This window comes from Paraburkholderia sp. MM5482-R2 (assembly GCF_050436125.1).
In the GTDB taxonomy this organism is placed as follows: domain Bacteria; phylum Pseudomonadota; class Gammaproteobacteria; order Burkholderiales; family Burkholderiaceae; genus Paraburkholderia; species Paraburkholderia tuberum.
In genome coordinates this window covers 1,015,778-1,032,442 of record NZ_JBNDLP010000003.1, presented here as the reverse complement: position 1 = coordinate 1,032,442, position 16,665 = coordinate 1,015,778, and the positions used below count along the sequence as shown (strand labels likewise).

Here is a 16,665-nt window from a genome sequence, read left to right as displayed (position 1 = left end):
ACGCGCGCCGCCGCGTCTACCACGCCCCCTCCCCGACCCGCTCGATGAAGCGCCACAACGCGTCGTCGCTCGAATACGGCGCGTTGAAGCGGAACCACGCGCTCGGCGCGTCGTCGGGACGGAAGTAGGAGCCCGGTGCGAGCCAGATGCCGTGCGCGAGCGCGGCGGTCGCGACCTCGGCGGCGCGCTCCGCTTCGATCGGCAGACGCGCCAGCATGAAGAGCCCCGCGCGCGGCCGGTGAAACACCTCGAGCCCGAGCGCGTCCAGCCGTTCTTCGAGTGCCACGTGCGCGAGCTTGAGCCGTTCGTTGACCATCTCGACGTGGCGCGCGTAACGCCCTTCCACCAGCACCTTGTCGACGATCCGCTCGATCGTTTCCGACGACGTCAGCCCCACCGCCATCTTCGTGCGCGCGAGTTCGCGCAGCACCGCCTGCTCGGCCACCACATAGCCGCAGCGCAGCGACGGCGTCACCGTCTTCGAAAAGCCGCCGACGTGCAACACGCGCTGCAAGCCTTCCATCGCCGCCAGTAGCGGCGCGCCGGCCGGCGCGAGTTCGCGGCTCACGTCGTCCTCGATCACCCAGATGCGCTCGCGCTCGGCGATCTGCAGCAAGCGGAACGCGGCCGACATGCCGAAGGTCGCGCCGGTCGGATTCTGGAGCGTGGTGTTGACGAAGATCGCCTTCGGCTTGTGCCGCGCGACCAGCGTTGCGAGAACGTCCGTATCGACGCCGGCCGGCGTGCGCGGCACGCCATGCACGACCAGCCCGGCGAGCTTCAGGATCTGCAGCAGATTGCAGTAGCCGGGATCTTCGACGATCACCGCATCGCCCGCGCGCAGCAGCGTGCGCACGATCAGATCGAGCCCCTGCGTCGCGCCCTGCGTGAGCAGCACGTTCGCGACGTCGACGGGCAGCCCGCGCCGGTCGAGTTGTTCGGCGATGCGCTCGCGCAGCGGCGCGAAGCCGTACGGATGGCCATAGTCGCCGAGCCGCGCGGCCGGCACCCGGCTCAGCGCGCGCAGCGAGTGCTGCAGGCCGCTCTCGTTGGTCCATTCGCTCGGCAGCCAGCCGCAGCCCGCCTTGATCGGCACCGAGTGATCGGCGAACACGTCGGACAGCAGCCACGTCGCGGTCAGGCTCGGCGGCGTCCAGTCGGCGACGGCCGCCCGTGTGGACGGCGAGCGCGCCGCCACCCGATAGCCGGAGCCGCGCCGCGCGACCACGAGCCCCATCGACACCAGCCGGTTGTACGCCTCGGTCACGGTGAAGGTGCTCAGCGCGTGGCTTTGGGCAAGCTGCCGCACCGACGGCAGCAGTGCGCCGGCGCGCAGCGATTGCGAGTCGATCGCGCGCGCGAAGCTCTGCACGACCTGTTCGACGAGCGTCGGCGCCGCGCGCCGGTCGCGTTGAAGGTCCAGTTCGATCATGTTTCGGGCGAAAAACGAGGGGCAAAAAGACGAACCGCGGACCGCCCGCCTACCGGAACAGTTCGCGCGAATCCACCAGCACGGTTGACACCACACTTGGTCAACTGTTTATGCCGCCATTAAACCGCGAGGGCTACAGTTTGGCTACGCTTAAAGCCCCAACCGACACCACTTCGAGGAGATGCCATGACTTCGCGCCCCGTCATCGACGATCTGTCGTCCTTCTGGATGCCCTTCACCGCCAACCGCCAGTTCAAGGCCGCGCCGCGCCTGCTGGAATCGGCGAAGGGCATGTACTACCGAAGCACCGACGGGCGCGAGATTCTCGACGGTTGCGCCGGGCTGTGGTGCGTGAACGCCGGCCATGGCCGCGATGAAATCGTCGCCGCGATCACCCAGCAGCTGTCGACGCTCGACTTCGCGCCGACCTTCCAGATGGGCCACCCGCTTGCGTTCGAAGCGGCGAAGAAGGTTGCCGAGCTGATGCCGGAAGGGCTCGATCGCATCTTCTTCACGAACTCGGGCTCCGAATCGGTCGACACCGCGCTGAAAATCGCGCTCGCCTACCATCGCGCGCGCGGCGAAGGCCAGCGCACGCGTCTGATCGGCCGCGAGCGCGGCTATCACGGCGTCGGTTTCGGCGGGATTTCGGTCGGCGGTATCGCGCCGAATCGCAAGACGTTTTCGGGGGCGCTGTTGCCGGCGGTCGATCATCTGCCGCACACGCACAACCTCGAACACAACGCGTTCTCGAAGGGCCAGCCCGCATGGGGCGCGCATCTTGCCGAGGAGCTGGAGCGCATCGTTGCGCTGCACGACGCTTCGACGATCGCCGCGGTGATCGTCGAACCGGTGGCCGGCTCGACCGGCGTGCTGGTTCCGCCGCAAGGCTATCTGCAGAAGCTGCGCGAGATCTGCACGAAGCACGGCATCCTGCTCATCTTCGACGAAGTAATCACGGGCTTTGGCCGCCTCGGCAAGGCGACCGCGAGCGAACACTTCGGCGTCACGCCGGACCTGATCACGCTGGCGAAGGCGATCAACAACGCGTCGATTCCGATGGGCGCGGTCGCGGCGAGCCGCACCATCCACGACACGGTCGTGGGTAGCGGCGCGCCGGGCGCGATCGAGCTGTTCCACGGCTACACGTACTCGGCGCATCCGGCGGCTGCCGCGGCCGCGATCGCGACGCTCGATCTGTACCGCCGCGACCAGTTGTTCGAGCGCGCGGCCAGCCTCGCGCCGACGTTCGAAGCCGCCGCGCATGGGCTGCGCGACGCGAAGCACGTGAAGGACGTGCGCAATCTCGGCCTCGTCGCGGGCATCGAGCTCGAATCGCGCGACGGAGCGCCGGGCGCGCGCGCCTACGAGGCGTTCGTCAAATGCTTCGAGGCAGGCGTGCTGATCCGTTTCACCGGCGACATCCTCGCGTTCTCCCCGCCGCTGATCATCGACGAAGAGCAGATCGCGCGGCTCTTCCGCACCGTTGGCGAGGTGCTGGCGACGGTGCAGTAAGGAAGGCCCGCAAGCGCGCCACCAGGCGACGACGAAAGAGCGGCACGCGCATGCGTGCGCCGCTCTTTTTTATTGCTGCCGCTTTGCGAGCCGCAAGCTCAGTGATGCGCGCGCGACGCCCGCGTTTGCGCGGCCTTTTTCGCGGCAGCGGAGCGTCCAGCCGCGCCCTTCGTCGCAGCGGCCTTTTTGGCTGCGGCCGAGCGGCTCGCTGCTGGCCGCTTGGCCGCCGCCGACTTCGCCTGCTTCGACATCGCCGCCGACGACGCCCCGGCCTTGCTCTCGCGCTTGAGCACGCTCTCCGACACACGCGAGCGTTTCGCGCTCGACTCCTTGCTCGCACTCTTTTTCGCGGCGCCTTCGTGCTTGCCCGCCGCGCTGTCCTTCTGCGCTTTCTTGCGGGTCGCCTCGCTCGTGGCGCCCTTCTTCGGCGGCTTCAGGTCGACGCCCGCGCGCCGCGCCTCGGACAGCCCGATCGCGATCGCCTGCTTCGGCGAGCGCACGCCGTGCTTGCCGGCGCGGACCTTGTCCACCTGTTCCTTGACGAACTCTCCCGCTTGAGTACTCGCTGATTTGCCGGCGCGTTTATCGGCCGCGGCACGCTTCAAGGTTTTCTGCTCTGGCATGACGGTTCTCCGGTTGTGGGTGAGTCTCTATCATTTAGCAACGAGCGTGCCGGAGCGCCCATCCGCGCCATGCTCCGGCGGCGGTTGCGCGGCGGGACTCGCGTGCGTCGGCGGGACGGCGTATGGTGGTGGACATGGGACGGGAGTAAGCGCCGAAGCGCTAACTCAAATCGGCCGCCTTGCATGGAGACAGCCATGAAGATAGTTACGGTTCGCGCTGGCACACATATCGAGGGCGTGCACTGGATCGCCGAGTACGTCGAAGACGTCCACGAAATTCGCGTGTTCCGCGAGGGGCAGGAAGTGGACGTGCACAACGCGCCGTCCACACTGTTCGGCGATGAAGAAAACGCGGGCTCGAAAAACACCGCCGATCATCGCGCGATGGAAGCGGCCGTGCTCGCTTATCTGAAGCGCTTCGTCACGGAGCACGACGCGGAAGAGTAGGTTTCGCCGACGGCAACCGCCGTTTTCAAAGCCGCCCACTCGTGGCAACAGCCGCCGCGGACGTGCATTCACCAACACTCGCGCGGCCATTGCGCGGCAGTCACGACGGACCGCCGCGCGCCACGTCCTCAATCCGCCGGGCGCAGTTTCTTCACCTCGGCGTCCGATGGCTGCACGCTCGCGCCATCCACATAGCGGTACGACGTCATCACACCCTTGCCGTCCTTCACGCCGGTCACGCCGACATACGCGCCCATCGTCGACTGATTGTCCTGCGCGCGGTACATGATCGGGCCGAAGGGCGTCTGCACGTTGAGCCCCTTGAACGCGGCGGCGAGTTTGTCCGGATCGGTCGAACCCGCCTTCTTGATGCCGTCCGCGATCGACATCAGCGCTGAATAGCCGACCACCGAGCCCAGCCGCGGATAGTCGTGATATTTCGCCTGATACGTGTCGACGAACTGCTTGTTCGCGGCCGTATCGATCGAATACCACGGGTAGCCGGTCACGATCCAGCCGGTCGGCGCTTCGGCGCCGAGCGGATCGAGGTAGTCGGGCTCGCCGGTCAGCAGCGACACCACCGCGCGGTCCTTGAAGAGCCCGCGCGTATTGCCCTCGCGCACGAACTTGCCGAGGTCGGCGCCGAACAGCACGTTGAAGATCGCGTCGGGCTTCGCGTCGGCGATCGCCTGGGTCACGGCGCCCGCGTCGACGTTGCCGAGCGGCGTCGCCTGTTCGACGACGAACTGCACGTCCGGCTGCGCGGCCGTCAGCAGCTTCTTGAAGGTCGCCACCGCCGATTGCCCGTACTCGTAGTTCGGATACACGATCGCCCAGCGCTTCTTCTTCAGCTTCGCGGCCTCGGGCACCAGCATCGCGACCTGCATGTAGGTCGAAGGGCGCAGACGGTACGTGTATTTATTGCCATCGGCCCAGACGATCTTGTCGGTCAGCGGTTCGGCCGCGAGGAAGAAGATCTTCTTCTGCTTCGCGAAGTCGGCGAGCGCGAGGCCAGTGTTCGACAGGAAGCCGCCGAACAGCACCTGCACCTGCTCGCGCGCGATCAGCTCCTGGGCGACGCGGATCGTGTCGCCGGGGTTGCCGTTGTCGTCGCGCGAAATAACCTCGAGCTGCTTGCCGAGCACGCCACCCGCCGCGTTCACCTGCTCGAGTGCGAGATTCCAGCCTTGCTTGTAAGGCCCGAGAAAGGCGGGCTGCGCCTTGTAGCTATTGATCTCACCGATCTTGATGGTCTGCTGTGCGCTCGCGCCGAGCGCGGCAAACGAGCACACGGTCGACACCATGAGGCGAGAGATCCATCCTGCGCGCGTGGTCATGCGTTTCTCCGTTATCAGAAGGAATGGTGGTTTTAGTCAGACATGCGAACCTGAGGACGTGCAAGCGCGTGGACCTGCGCACCTTCGGACGACGGCTGGCGGCTCATTGCTCGCGTGGTTCCGCGCGGATTCTGGCCACGTTCGCGGCGACGTCCTGCCATGCCGGCTTGCCGCCCGCGAACTGCGCGCGCAGGAACGACACGAGCTCGGCGACCTGGGCGTCGTTGAAACTGTCGCGGTAAGCCGGCATCGTACCGAGTTCGGGCCGCGCAGGCGAGTCGATGCCGTCGAGAATCACGCGAATCAGGTTGTCCGGCGCCGCGCCGTGCAGGTTCGTGTTCAGCGCCAGCGACGGATGTGCGCCGAACAACTGAGGTCCGCTGCCAGCGTGATGGCACGCGGCGCACGCGCCGTCGAAAAGCCGCGCACCCGCCGTGACCGGCGCGCCCGTCATCGCGCTGGCCTGTTCGTATTCGCGCGCGGTCGCGGCCGGATCGGCGTTCGGCTCCAGCGGATTGAGCGACGCGAGATAGACGGCCATCGCGCGGATATCGCTGTCGGGCAGCGCCGCCAGATCGCCGATCACCGGCGCCATCGGCCCGGCCGCGACGCCGTGCAACGGCGCGTGACCGTCGCGCAGATAGCGGAACAGTTCGTCCTCGCTCCACGGCACCGGCGCATTCGACAACGCCGACAGCGCGGGCGCTTCCCAGCCCTCGGCGCTGCCTCCGCCCATGAACGCCGCGCCGGTTTTCTCGGCGCCGAACACGTTGCGCGGCGTGTGGCACGCGCTGCAATGGCCAGGGCCATTCACCAGATACGCGCCGCGATTCCATTGCGCGCTCTGCGCGGGGTTGCCGATAAACGCAGTGCGGCCGAGAAACAGGCCGTTCCATGCAGCCATCAGCGGACGCACGCTGAAAGGAAACGCGAGCTTCGTTTCGGGCGGCCGGCTGCGCACCGGCGTTTGCGACATCAGATACGCGTAGAGCGCGTGCAGATCGTCATCGGAAATGTTCTGGAACGACGTGTACGGAAACGCCGGATACAGCCGATGACCGTCACGGCTGATGCCGTGCCGCATCGCGCGCACGAACGCTTCGAGGGACCAGTGGCCGATCCCCGTTTGGCCGTCGGGCGTGAGGTTGGTGCTGTAGACGGTGCCGAACGGGGTCGCGAGCGGCTTGCCGCCGGCGTTCGGCACGCCGTTGTGGGCGGTATGGCAAACCGCGCAATTGCCGAGCGACGCGAGCAGCTTGCCGCGCGCGACCAGTTCCGGCGCAAACGCGCTGGCGAGCGGCGGCGTGATCGGCGCAAGCGGCGCGCTGGAAACCGAGGCGAACGACAGCGCGCCAAGCCAGCCGACCACGCCCGCGGCCGACAAGCCGAAAAAGCCGCGCCGCCAGCGCTTTTTCCTGCGCGCCGCCGCCGCGTCTTGCGCCTGCGCGTCGGCGAGCGCGGCGCGGATCTTTTCCGGCTTGAACGGCGGGCGACGGAAACGCACCCCCGTCGCGTCGTACAGCGCATTGGCGATGGCGGCCGCGCCGGGCAGCGACGCCGACTCGCCGGCGCCCATCGGCGGCTCGCCGTGGCGCGGCATCATCACGACGTCGATCACGGGCACTTCGCGGAACGTCAGGATCGGATACGCGCCCCACTCCTGGCTCGTCACCGCGTTGTCGCCGAAACTGACCTGCTCCTTCAGCGCGCGGCTCGTCGTCTGGATCACGTTGCCGTGAATCTGATGACGCACGCCATCGGGATTGACCATCGTGCCGGTGTCCTGGCCGACCACGACGCGCGTGACCGCCAGTTCGCCGCTGTTGCGATTGACTTCGACGTCGGCGACCCACGCGGACCATGCGGCGCCGAACCCCGGGAATTTGCTGTGCACGTAGCGCGCGTACGCTATGCCGCGGCCGCGCGCAATGTTGCCGTCCTCGTCGTCCTCGCCGCGCGTTCTGAACGCGGGTTCGCGCGGTTCCCACCCGGCTTTCGCCGCGACCGCCTTGACGAGGTCGATCGCGCGCGGATCGGTCAGATGCGTGAGGCGGAATTCGATCGGATCTACGCCGGCCTGCTCGGCCAGTTCGTCGATGAACGACTCGTGCGCGAACGTGTTCGGCAACGCCGACACGCCGCGCAGCCACGCGGCGCGCACGATCGGCGGCGTGTCGTCGCAGACGATGCGCATGCTGCGATAGTCGTACGGCGGCACGGCCGTACGGTCGCCCATCTCGAACACCTGCGGCTGCGCGGGAATCGTGCCGGTCAGCAGCAGCGCGAGCGTGGGGGCGTCGTTCGACGGATAGCGCGTCGCAAAGTCGTAGGCGGCCAGTACGCCTTCGGCGGTGAGCGCGCCGCGTACGTCCATCAGTTGCGCGGCGCCCTTCGGTTCCCACGCGTGTTCGTCCTGGCGCGAGAGCTGCACGCGCACCGGCGCGCCGACCGCGCGCGACAGCAGCGCGGCGTCGGCGGCGACGTCGTCCGCGCAATTGCGTCCGTAGCAGCCCGCCGCATCCATCCGCACGATGTCGATGCGCGCTTCGTCGAGCGTCAGCAATAACGCGAGGTCGGCGCGCAGCGAATGCGGGTTCTGCGTGCCGGACCAGATTTTCAGCTGCGTGTCGTCGCCGCCTCCGTTGCGATAGTCCGCGACCGCGCACGACGGCCCGATCGATGCGTGCATCTGGAACGGCCACACGTAAGTGCGTTCCAACGTGCGCGACGGTTCTTGCGCGAGCGCCGCATCCACGTCGCCTTCGATCACCAGATCGCGCCGCGTCGCCGGATTCGCGCGCAACGCCGCTTCGACCTGCTCGCTCGTGTCGAGCGGCGGCAGGCCATCGACCGTTTTCCAGCGCACGTCGAGCCGCTGCGCCGCCTGTTGCGCAATCTCCTCACGCTCGGCGACGATGCCGACGAAATCGCGAATCACGACCACCTTGACGATGCCAGGCAAATCGCGAATCGCCGCTTCGTTCACTTCCAGCAGGCTATGCCCGATGAACTCACCCTGCGCGACGCCCGCATAAGGCGGCCGCACCACGCGTCCATGCAGCATGCCGGGCACGCGCACGTCGTGCACGAAGCTCAGCTCACCGGTCGCCTTCGCGGGAATGTCGACACGCGGCGCGCTTTTACCGACGACGCGGTACGCGTGCGGCGGTTTCAAAGGTGCATCGTTCGACAGCAGCAGTTCGACACGCTGGCCTTTGATCAGCTCGCCATAGTGAATGCCCTGCGCCGGGTCGCCATCGCGTGGAAACACGCGGCCGTCCTGCACGTCGAGATCGTTCGCGTCTACATTCAGGCGCGCGGCCGCTTGCGCGACCAGATACTGACGCGCTTGCGCCGCCGCCTGCCGCAGCGGCACCGCCGAAATCTGGATCGTCGCGCTGGCGATCGTCGGTCCCTGGTTCGGCGCTTCGCCGGTATGGCCGAGCACGATCGACACACGCGTCAAGGGCACATCGAGTTCTTCCGCGACGATCTGCGCGAGCGCGGTGCCAATGCCGGTGCCAAGATCCACGTGACCGTTGAACGCGACCACGCTGCCATCGTCTCGCACGACCAGAAACAGATCCGCCTCGGTCGGCACGAACGAAGAACGCGACCCCGGCTGGCCGCGCGCGGCCTTGACCGGTGCATGCGGCGGCCGCGCGACGATCAGCACGCTGTGCGCGTCGTACAACTGCTTGCGTGACGGCGTCGCGCCACGACGATCGACGCTGAAGTCCGGCCCGGTCATACGCGCGCTCCGTCGTCCACGTCCGTTTGCGCGTCGAGCAGTTGCGCCGCGCGCTGCACCGCGCGCACGATCTCGACATGCGTGCCGCAGCGACACAGATTGCGCGACAGCTCGCGCTGGATCGTCGCGACGCTCGGATGCGGATCGCGATCGAGCAGCGCCTTCGCGGTCATGATCATGCCGTTCAGGCAGTAGCCGCATTGCGCGGCCTGTTCGTCGATGAACGCCTGCTGCACCGGATGCAACGCGGTGCGCGTGCCGAGCCCTTCGAGCGTCGTGATCTCGCGGCCCAGCGCGACTTCGGCGGTCGTCACGCAGGCGCGCGTCGGCATGCCGTCGAGCAGCACGGTGCAGGCGCCGCATTCGCCGAGACCGCAACCGAACTTCGGCCCGTTCAGCGCGAGATCATTGCGCAACAAGTAGAGCAGCGGTGTCTGCGCCGCCGCGCTGACCACATGCGTCGCGCCGTTTACCTTCAGCACGAGCTGAGCGGCGCGGTTCATCATGATGCGAGCACCCTGTCGCGCCGCGCGTTCACAGCACCACCGGCAGTTCGGTCGCGGGCGGCGTATTGCGGCTGCGCCGGCAGCGGATCAGACCATCGATCATCACCATCCCCACACCCGGAATATCCCCGAGTTGCACGCTTTCGAGCAGCGTGTCGGCGGCCGTATGCTGCGCGCGGTCCATGAACACGAGATCGGCGGGACGGCCCAGCTCGATCAGCCCCTGGCGCAGGTGGCGCTGCCGCGCGGTATTGCCGGTCGCAAAGCAGAACGCGATTTCGGCGGGGACGTCGGCGAGGCTCGAGATCAGCGCGATCATGCGCAGAATGCCGAGCGGTTGCACGCCGGAGCCGGCCGGGCTATCGGTGCCGAGAATGATCCGGTGCGGGCACTTCAGTTCGATTGCATGGCGCGCGGTCAGCAACGCGATCCGCTCGTTGCCGTTGTGGACGATTTCGAGCGCGCGGCTCGACTGCTCGCACAGATCGCACACGTGCCGGTACGACAGCGACGTATGGCCGCCATTGACGTGGCCGATCACATCGGCATCGGCGGCGAGCACCACGTCCCGATCGATCAGGCCGGAGCCCGGAATCGACGGACCGCCCGTGTGAATCGTGCTCTGGATACCGTACTTGCGCGCCCACGCGACCATCTGTTGCGCTTCCTCGCCGCCCTTCACGCTGCCGAGGCCGACTTCGCCGAGCAGCTTCACACCGGCTTCGGACAGCTCCTTGAAGTCCTGCTCGACCATGCCCTTCTCGATCACCGGCGCGCCCGCCAGCACCTTGACGCCGCCACCGACGCCGGCCGCGCGCATGCCGTCGAACGAGCGCTGCGCGGTGATCGCGAGCGCCTTCACGCCGAGCACGTCTTTCGGACGGCCAGGCAAATGCACTTCGCCGGCCGAGATCATCGTCGTCACGCCGCCGTTCAGATTCGACTCGATCCAGCCGAGCTGATTCTGGCGCGGCGTCCAGTCGCCGAACACCGGATGCACGTGCGAGTCGATCAGGCCCGGTGCGACCGTCGTGCCCTTGCAGTCGACCGTCGTGCGCGCGCCTTCGAGATCGCAGTCTTTCTCGCGGCCGAGCGCGACGATCACGCCGTCGTCGATCACCAGCGTGTCCGCGTCGAGAATCGGCTGATCGATATCGCCCGACAGCAGCAGCCCGATGTTCGTTACCGCGACCTTGCCCGACAAGCCTGTCAACGTCTCTGCCGCCATCTGCCTCTCCTTTCGCCGACACTACCCGATGAATTCACACGCTCAGATAAGCGCGCCTCACTGCTTCGTTCCGTGCGAGTTCGCCGATCGTCCCGCTGAAACGGATCTGCCCTTTCTCGAGCACATACGCGCGGTCGCTGACCAGCTCGGCGAAGTGCAGATTCTGTTCGGATAACAGAATGGATAGCCCTTCGCGTTTCAGTTCGAGAATCATGTTCGCCATCTGCTCGACGATCACCGGCGCGACGCCTTCGGACGGTTCGTCGAGCAGCACCAGATACGGATTGCCCATTAGCGTGCGCGACACGGTCAGCATCTGCTGCTCGCCGCCGCTCATCTGGCCGCCGGGGCGCTTCGGCATTTCGCCGAGATTCGGAAACAGGCGGAACAGCTTGTCGGGCGTCCATTGCGGCGCGCCTTCGCGCGGCGGCTGGCGGCCCGTGTCGAGGTTTTCCATCACCGTCAGGTCCGCGAACACGCGGCGGTCCTCGGGCACGAAACCGACGCCCATGCGCGCGATCTTGAACGGCGCGAGCGCGCTGATGTTCTGGCCGCGAAACGTCACTTCGCCGTGGCGGCGCGGCAGCAGTCCCATCACCGCTTTCATCGTCGTCGATTTGCCGGCGCCGTTGCGGCCCATCAGCGCGACCACCTCGCCGCGGCCGACTTCGAGGCCGACGTCGAACAGGATGTGGGCGCGACCGTAGAACGCATTGAGGCCGGAGACTTTCAGCATCGGTTCGCTCATTGCAATGCTCCACGATCCCGCGCGCTGCCTGACGCGTCTTGCAGTGGCGCGTGCGGCCGGAACGTCTTGCCGGTGCCGAAATAGACCTCCTGCACGCGCGCGTCGTTGCGGATCGTGTCGGCGTCGCCTTCGGCGATCAGCTTGCCGCGCGCGAGCACGATCATCCGGTCGGCGTACGCGAATACGACGTCCATGCTGTGTTCGGTGAACAGCACGCCGATCTCGTGTTCGGTCACCAGCCGCTTGGTCAACGCCATCAATTCGTTGCGCTCCTTCGGCGCCATGCCGGCGGTCGGTTCGTCCATCAACAGCAGCTTTGGCCGGTTCGCGAGCGCGATCGCAAGCTCGACGCGCTTCACGTCGCCATACGCGAGCACGCCGCACGCGCGCTTCGCGTGCGCGCCCATGCCGACCTGTTCGAGCAGCGCGAACGCTTCGTCGGCATGGTGCGAGCCCGCTGGCTTCCAGAGGCCGAAGGTCTTTTTCTCGCGCGACACCAGCGCCGTTTGCACGTTTTCGAGCACCGTCATCGAGTTGAACGTCGCGGCGATCTGGAACGTGCGGCCGACGCCGCGCCGCCAGATATCGCGCGGCCGCATGCCGACGAGTTCGTGACCGTCGAGCAGAATCGAACCCGACGACGGCTGCAACTGGCCGTTGACCATGTTGAAACAAGTCGATTTGCCCGCGCCGTTGGGGCCGAGCAGCGCCAGCAGTTGACCCGCTTCGAGATCGAATGAAACGTTATCGACTGCCTTCAGTCCTCCGAACGATCTCGACAGACCGCTTACGCGCAGCAGGCTCATAGCCCCTCCTTGACCGCGGCGGCCCGTTGCGACGGCGACGCGGCGGCGCCGTTGGTCTTGTCGGCCTGGTCGCCGTTCGCGTCGCCGAAACGCTCGCGAATGAAGCCGACGATACCCTGTGGAAACGCGATCACCAGCAGCAGGATCGCGAAGCCTAGCAGCGCCTGCCAGTAGTCGGTCTGGCGCGCGACCGTGTCCTGCAGCCACGTAAACACGGCCGCGCCGACGATCGGCCCGCTCAACGTCTGCAAGCCGCCGAGCAGCACCATCACGAGGCCATCGACCGAGCGGCTCACGCTGATCACTTCGGGCGAGATGTTGCCCTTCGAAAACGCGTACAGCGATCCGGCGAGTCCGCAGAACAACGCCGCGATCACGAACGACGCCCACTGAACCCGCTTCACGTCGATGCCGATCGCCTCGGCGCGTAGCGCGGAATCGCGCGACGCGCGCATCGCATAGCCGAGCGGCGAGAACAGCATGCGGCGCAGCAGCCACACGCCGAGCACCGCGCACGCTAACGTCAAGTAGTAGAACGCGACCGGCGACGACAGCCAGTTCGACGGCCACAGGCCTAGCACGCCGTTGCTGCCGCCGGTCACGTCGTCCCACTGGAACACGACCGACCAGACGATCTGCGCGAATGCGAGCGTCAGCATCGCCAGATAGACACCAGACAGGCGCACGCAGAACCAGCCGAACACGAGCGCGCCCACCACCGCGAGCAGCGGCCCGAGCAGCAACGCGGCTTCCATCGGCAGATTCAGCACCTTCAGAAACAGCGCCGCGCCGTAAGCGCCAAGTCCAAAGTACGCGGCATGGCCAAACGAATGCAGGCCGCCCGGACCCATGATGAAATGCAGACTCGCCGCGAACAGCACCGCGATCAGGATTTCAACCAGCAGCACCGGCATGTACGGAAACGCGTTGGCCGCGAGCGGCGCCAGAACCAGCACCAGCAACACGAAGGCGGCCAGCCCCTTCAGACGCCTGCCCGCCGGACGCAATGGCGTTTCCGGCGTACCCATCGCGCGCACCGCGGCGCTCGCGCGGCCGAGCAGACCCCAAGGCCGCACCACCAGCACGACCGCCATCACGACGAATTCGGCCACCAGCGTGAAGCGGCTCAGCGAAAAACCGCTGCCGAAGATCGTCACGTGCCCGATACCGATGCACAGCGCCTTGATCTCGGCGATCAGCAGTGCCGCGACGAACGCGCCCGGAATCGAACCCATGCCACCGACCACGACGACCACGAACGCATTGCCGATCGTCTCGAGGTCGAGCGACAGGTTCGCCGACATGCGCGGCCCTTGCAGCGCGCCGCCGAGTCCCGCGAGAAACGCGCCGACGAAGAACACGCCGGTAAACAGCCACGCCTGATTGATGCCGAGCGCGCCGAGCATCTCGCGATCCTGCGTCGCGGCGCGCACGAGCGTGCCCCAACGCGTGCGCGTCAACGCGTACCACAGCAGCAGCAAGACGACCGGACCGATCACGATCAGCGCGATGTCGTACGTGGGCAGCGGATGGCCGAGAAAGTCGACCGCGCCCGCGAGATGCGGCGCGCGCGGGCCGAACAGATCGTCGGGGCCCCAAAGCCATAGTGCGGCGTCGCGAAAGATCAGCACGAGCGCAAACGTGGCGAGCAGATGGAATAACTCCGGCGCCTGATAGATCCGCCGCAACACGACGATTTCGACGAGCGCGCCCAACACCGCGACCGCGAGCGCGGCGGCGAGCACCGACAGCCAGAAGCCGCCCGCCGTGTGGCCAAAGCGGCTCGCGATGCTATACGCGACGTAAATGCCGAACATATAGAACGAGCCGTGCGCAAAGTTGACGATGCGCGTCACGCCGAAGATCAACGACAAACCGGCGGCGACCAGAAACAGCGTCGACGCGTCGGCGAGTCCATTGACCAGTTGTACCAGCAGATTCGAAAGCATCGCGACCCTCGGCAGCTCGCCGAACGGCGCGCGCGCAACATGCGCGGCGGCCCGATCGGCGGACGTTGCAGCGCGGGCGGCACCATGCGCGCCCGCGTCAACGGCAGGACACTACCAGCGAAACAACCCACGCAACAAGCGCAGGCAAAAAAGCGGCGAAAAAAGCGATTGTTCAGCGCAAACCGTCTTCGCCCTTGATCTCGCTCGCCTGCAGGCCGCCGATGCGCGGCAGCGGCCGGCCCGACGCGGTCACCGCGACCGCCACGACGATTTCGTTCGCGCGCGGCGCGTCGGCCACGCGCGCCTCGATAGCGTCGAAATGGCTGCGCACGTAGGCGGCGTCCTTGTGGCCGAGCGGCACGTCGATCGCGGTGCCGAGCGTGCCGATCTTCTTCGCCGACGGCACCAGCGCCGCGCCCTTCTCGACCGCCGCGCGCAGCGGCGCGCCGAGCTTCGGATGCAGGATCGCGGCCGCATGTTCGAGCTCGCCCGCCTCGCCGACGATCGCCGCCTTGCCGTAGCTTTGAGCCTCCCCGGGCGCGATGCCCAACGCCTCGACGCAGCGCTTGCCGAGCAGCGCGCCGAGTTCCTCGCCAGCTTCGATCAGCGCGTCGAGCTTCGCTTCGTAGCGGCCCGCATACGGATTATCGATCACCGCAATCGCGACCGCGCGGCGCGCGGGCGGCTCGACGGTCTGGCCCATTTCGATGTGTGTTTCGTCGACCTGCACGACCAGCTTGCGAAGCCTGATTGCCATTTGCGCTCTCCGAGTTTCGTTGCCTTGCAGTATGGTTGCCGCGCGCCGCTTCAGCGCAAGCCGTCCTTGCCGACGATCGCCTCTTTCGCGAGGCCGCCCACCCGCGCATGCACGCGCTGCCCCGTGCTCATCACGAGGATGTAGACGATCTCGTCGGCGGCGGGCGCGCCGGGCACGCGTACTTCGATCGCATCGAAGTGGCTGCGCACGTAGCTCGCGTTGACATGCGTGAGCGGCACGTCGAGCGCGGTGGACGGCGCGCCGACCTTCTTCGTCGACGGTACGATCGCGTGGGTCGGCACGCCGTGCTTTTCGAGCAGCTCGCGCATCGCGTAGCCGCCGGGCACATGCCATAGCGCGCCGTGCTCGAGTTCCCCGCGCGCGCCGACGATCGCGCCCTTCCCATAGCTTTCGATCGACGCATGCGGCACCGCCATCGCCGCCAGCAGCCGCTGCGCCATCTCGAAGCCGAGCGGTTTCAGCGCTTCCATCGCGGGTTCTATTTTCGGCTCGTAGCGGCCCGCGAACGGATTCGTCATCACCGCGGCGATCGCGCCTCGTCTGAGCGGCTGCGCGGGCGCGGGGCCGAACTCGTGGAAGATGTCTTCGACGTGCGTCAGCACGCGGCGTATTTCGAACACGGAGCCTCCGTTGTCAGTGAAGCGCGCGTGGCGGACAACGCGCGTGAATCGTCGATGCCGGTGACCCGCGCCCGTCCTTGCAGGAACAGCGCGGCGCCTTCGATCAAACCCTGGCCGCGCAACCGCTTCGCGACATCGACGCCGCGCGCGAGCGCGAAATCGATCAGCGGCTGCGGCAGACGCGGCACGTCGACGGTCACCAGCAGATCGCCGAGATCGCTATCGTCCTTCAGCGACGACGCCGGACACCGCACGATTCCCGCATGGTCGAGATCGACCGCGTTCGCGATCATCGTCGCGGCGGCGTCGGCGCTCGCGGCATCGCGCGCGAGCACGGTCACGCTGTCGGCGATGCCGAGACTGAAGCTGCGGCCGCGCCAGCCGCTCGTCGCGACGCCGCGAATCGGCTGCCGAGCGTCGAGCGTCAGATGCGCGTCGAGCGCAGGGTCGTGCGCGAAACGCGTGCCCGAAATTTGCGCGAGGTCCGCCAACACGCCCACGCGATACTGCTGCCCCGCCGCGAGGTGCAGCGCGATGTCGCCGCCGTTGTTGATGAACGCGCGCGCGATGCCGTCGCGCGCGAACGCGGTGATCAGTTCGTCGGCGACGCTGCCCGCGACTGCGGCCATCGGCGTGATGAAGCTTGAACGATGCGGATGACACGCACGCCACATACGCGTCGCGACCGGCCCTCGAAGCGGGCAATCATGTCGTGCCGCCACAGCCTGCACTGGTTGCCGAAGCACGTTCAATTCGCGGACCAGCTCCTCCAGCACAGGACTGAAGCGCTCCCAGCATGCGTCATATGCGGCACGCACCGCGTCGGGCTCGCCGTCGGCGCCGAGGATCAGGTCGATCGGCCCGTGCTGCCAATGCCAGCGGTGTTCGTCGAGGCGGGTTCGGGTGGGGGTCATCGTGTGATTTT

At 67.1% G+C, this 16,665-nt stretch carries 14 protein-coding genes; 2 read left to right on the top strand and 12 right to left on the bottom strand.

Annotated elements, in window-relative coordinates; all coding sequences use genetic code 11:
- Positions 1–16: 16 nt before the first annotated feature.
- Positions 17–1,432 carry a PLP-dependent aminotransferase family protein gene (locus OKW37_RS26870; protein WP_429402731.1) on the bottom strand — a complete coding sequence of 472 codons (1,416 nt, stop codon included), beginning with the start codon at positions 1,430–1,432 and terminating at the stop codon, positions 17–19.
- Between the two features lie 186 nt (positions 1,433–1,618).
- On the opposite strand from OKW37_RS26870, the gene OKW37_RS26865 reads away from it, so the two are divergent.
- Positions 1,619–2,947, top strand: a complete 1,329-nt coding sequence (locus tag OKW37_RS26865; RefSeq protein WP_090807225.1) for an aspartate aminotransferase family protein — start codon at positions 1,619–1,621, stop codon at positions 2,945–2,947.
- 98 nt (positions 2,948–3,045) lie between these two features.
- On the opposite strand, the gene OKW37_RS26860 is transcribed toward OKW37_RS26865, so the two are convergent.
- Entirely contained in the window at positions 3,046–3,570 is a 525-nt protein-coding gene (locus OKW37_RS26860; protein ID WP_090807227.1) for a DUF6496 domain-containing protein, read from the bottom strand.
- A gap of 195 nt (positions 3,571–3,765) precedes the next feature.
- On the opposite strand from OKW37_RS26860, the gene OKW37_RS26855 reads away from it, so the two are divergent.
- A complete protein-coding gene (locus OKW37_RS26855) occupies positions 3,766–4,017 on the top strand; it encodes a hypothetical protein (protein ID WP_018423554.1) in 252 nt (83 codons plus the stop codon).
- Positions 4,018–4,145: 128 nt separating this feature from the next.
- Here OKW37_RS26855 and OKW37_RS26850 read toward each other — a convergent pair whose 3' ends face one another.
- The 10 genes from OKW37_RS26850 to OKW37_RS26805 all read right to left on the bottom strand — a co-directional run bounded on the left by OKW37_RS26850 (position 4,146) and on the right by OKW37_RS26805 (position 16,654).
- Positions 4,146–5,354 (bottom strand): ABC transporter substrate-binding protein, encoded by a 1,209-nt coding sequence (locus OKW37_RS26850; protein WP_090807229.1) that lies wholly within the window; start codon positions 5,352–5,354, stop codon positions 4,146–4,148.
- A gap of 103 nt (positions 5,355–5,457) precedes the next feature.
- On the bottom strand, positions 5,458–9,105 hold the full coding sequence (locus OKW37_RS26845) for a molybdopterin cofactor-binding domain-containing protein (RefSeq protein ID WP_429402730.1): 3,648 nt from the start codon (positions 9,103–9,105) through the stop codon (positions 5,458–5,460).
- Positions 9,102–9,608, bottom strand: coding sequence for a (2Fe-2S)-binding protein (locus OKW37_RS26840; protein ID WP_090807233.1), 507 nt, complete (start codon positions 9,606–9,608; stop codon positions 9,102–9,104). Before OKW37_RS26840 ends, OKW37_RS26845 begins: the two co-directional genes overlap by 4 nt.
- 31 nt (positions 9,609–9,639) lie before the next feature.
- Positions 9,640–10,839, bottom strand: a complete 1,200-nt coding sequence (locus tag OKW37_RS26835; protein ID WP_429402729.1) for an amidohydrolase family protein — start codon at positions 10,837–10,839, stop codon at positions 9,640–9,642.
- Between the two features lie 34 nt (positions 10,840–10,873).
- Positions 10,874–11,587 (bottom strand): ABC transporter ATP-binding protein, encoded by a 714-nt coding sequence (locus OKW37_RS26830; RefSeq protein ID WP_429402728.1) that lies wholly within the window; start codon positions 11,585–11,587, stop codon positions 10,874–10,876.
- Positions 11,584–12,393, bottom strand: a complete 810-nt coding sequence (locus OKW37_RS26825; protein ID WP_429509974.1) for an ABC transporter ATP-binding protein — start codon at positions 12,391–12,393, stop codon at positions 11,584–11,586. The genes OKW37_RS26830 and OKW37_RS26825 overlap by 4 nt, the downstream gene beginning before the upstream one ends.
- Positions 12,390–14,342, bottom strand: a complete 1,953-nt coding sequence (locus OKW37_RS26820) for an ABC transporter permease (RefSeq protein ID WP_429402727.1) — start codon at positions 14,340–14,342, stop codon at positions 12,390–12,392. The genes OKW37_RS26825 and OKW37_RS26820 overlap by 4 nt, the downstream gene beginning before the upstream one ends.
- Positions 14,343–14,514: 172 nt before the next feature.
- Entirely contained in the window at positions 14,515–15,099 is a 585-nt protein-coding gene (locus OKW37_RS26815) for an amino acid synthesis family protein (protein WP_429402726.1), read from the bottom strand.
- A 50-nt stretch (positions 15,100–15,149) separates the two neighbouring features.
- Positions 15,150–15,740, bottom strand: coding sequence for an amino acid synthesis family protein (locus tag OKW37_RS26810; RefSeq protein ID WP_429402725.1), 591 nt, complete (start codon positions 15,738–15,740; stop codon positions 15,150–15,152).
- A complete protein-coding gene (locus OKW37_RS26805; RefSeq protein ID WP_429402724.1) occupies positions 15,716–16,654 on the bottom strand; it encodes a UPF0280 family protein in 939 nt (312 codons plus the stop codon). The genes OKW37_RS26810 and OKW37_RS26805 overlap by 25 nt, the downstream gene beginning before the upstream one ends.
- Between the last annotated feature and the right edge of the window lie 11 nt (positions 16,655–16,665).

What these genes read in the sequence shown, in the direction of transcription:
- OKW37_RS26805 (WP_429402724.1), bottom strand. Translation starts at nt 16,654, where the DNA reads ATGACCCCCACCCGAACCCGCCTCGACGAACACCGCTGGCATTGGCAG.
- OKW37_RS26845 (WP_429402730.1), bottom strand. Translation starts at nt 9,105, where the DNA reads ATGACCGGGCCGGACTTCAGCGTCGATCGTCGTGGCGCGACGCCGTCA.
- OKW37_RS26855 (WP_018423554.1), top strand. Translation starts at nt 3,766, where the DNA reads ATGAAGATAGTTACGGTTCGCGCTGGCACACATATCGAGGGCGTGCAC.
- OKW37_RS26830 (WP_429402728.1), bottom strand. Translation starts at nt 11,587, where the DNA reads ATGAGCGAACCGATGCTGAAAGTCTCCGGCCTCAATGCGTTCTACGGT.
- OKW37_RS26870 (WP_429402731.1), bottom strand. Translation starts at nt 1,432, where the DNA reads ATGATCGAACTGGACCTTCAACGCGACCGGCGCGCGGCGCCGACGCTC.
- OKW37_RS26850 (WP_090807229.1), bottom strand. Translation starts at nt 5,354, where the DNA reads ATGACCACGCGCGCAGGATGGATCTCTCGCCTCATGGTGTCGACCGTG.
- OKW37_RS26860 (WP_090807227.1), bottom strand. Translation starts at nt 3,570, where the DNA reads ATGCCAGAGCAGAAAACCTTGAAGCGTGCCGCGGCCGATAAACGCGCC.
- OKW37_RS26820 (WP_429402727.1), bottom strand. Translation starts at nt 14,342, where the DNA reads ATGCTTTCGAATCTGCTGGTACAACTGGTCAATGGACTCGCCGACGCG.
- OKW37_RS26840 (WP_090807233.1), bottom strand. Translation starts at nt 9,608, where the DNA reads ATGAACCGCGCCGCTCAGCTCGTGCTGAAGGTAAACGGCGCGACGCAT.
- OKW37_RS26825 (WP_429509974.1), bottom strand. Translation starts at nt 12,393, where the DNA reads ATGAGCCTGCTGCGCGTAAGCGGTCTGTCGAGATCGTTCGGAGGACTG.
- OKW37_RS26835 (WP_429402729.1), bottom strand. Translation starts at nt 10,839, where the DNA reads ATGGCGGCAGAGACGTTGACAGGCTTGTCGGGCAAGGTCGCGGTAACG.
- OKW37_RS26815 (WP_429402726.1), bottom strand. Translation starts at nt 15,099, where the DNA reads ATGGCAATCAGGCTTCGCAAGCTGGTCGTGCAGGTCGACGAAACACAC.
- OKW37_RS26865 (WP_090807225.1), top strand. Translation starts at nt 1,619, where the DNA reads ATGACTTCGCGCCCCGTCATCGACGATCTGTCGTCCTTCTGGATGCCC.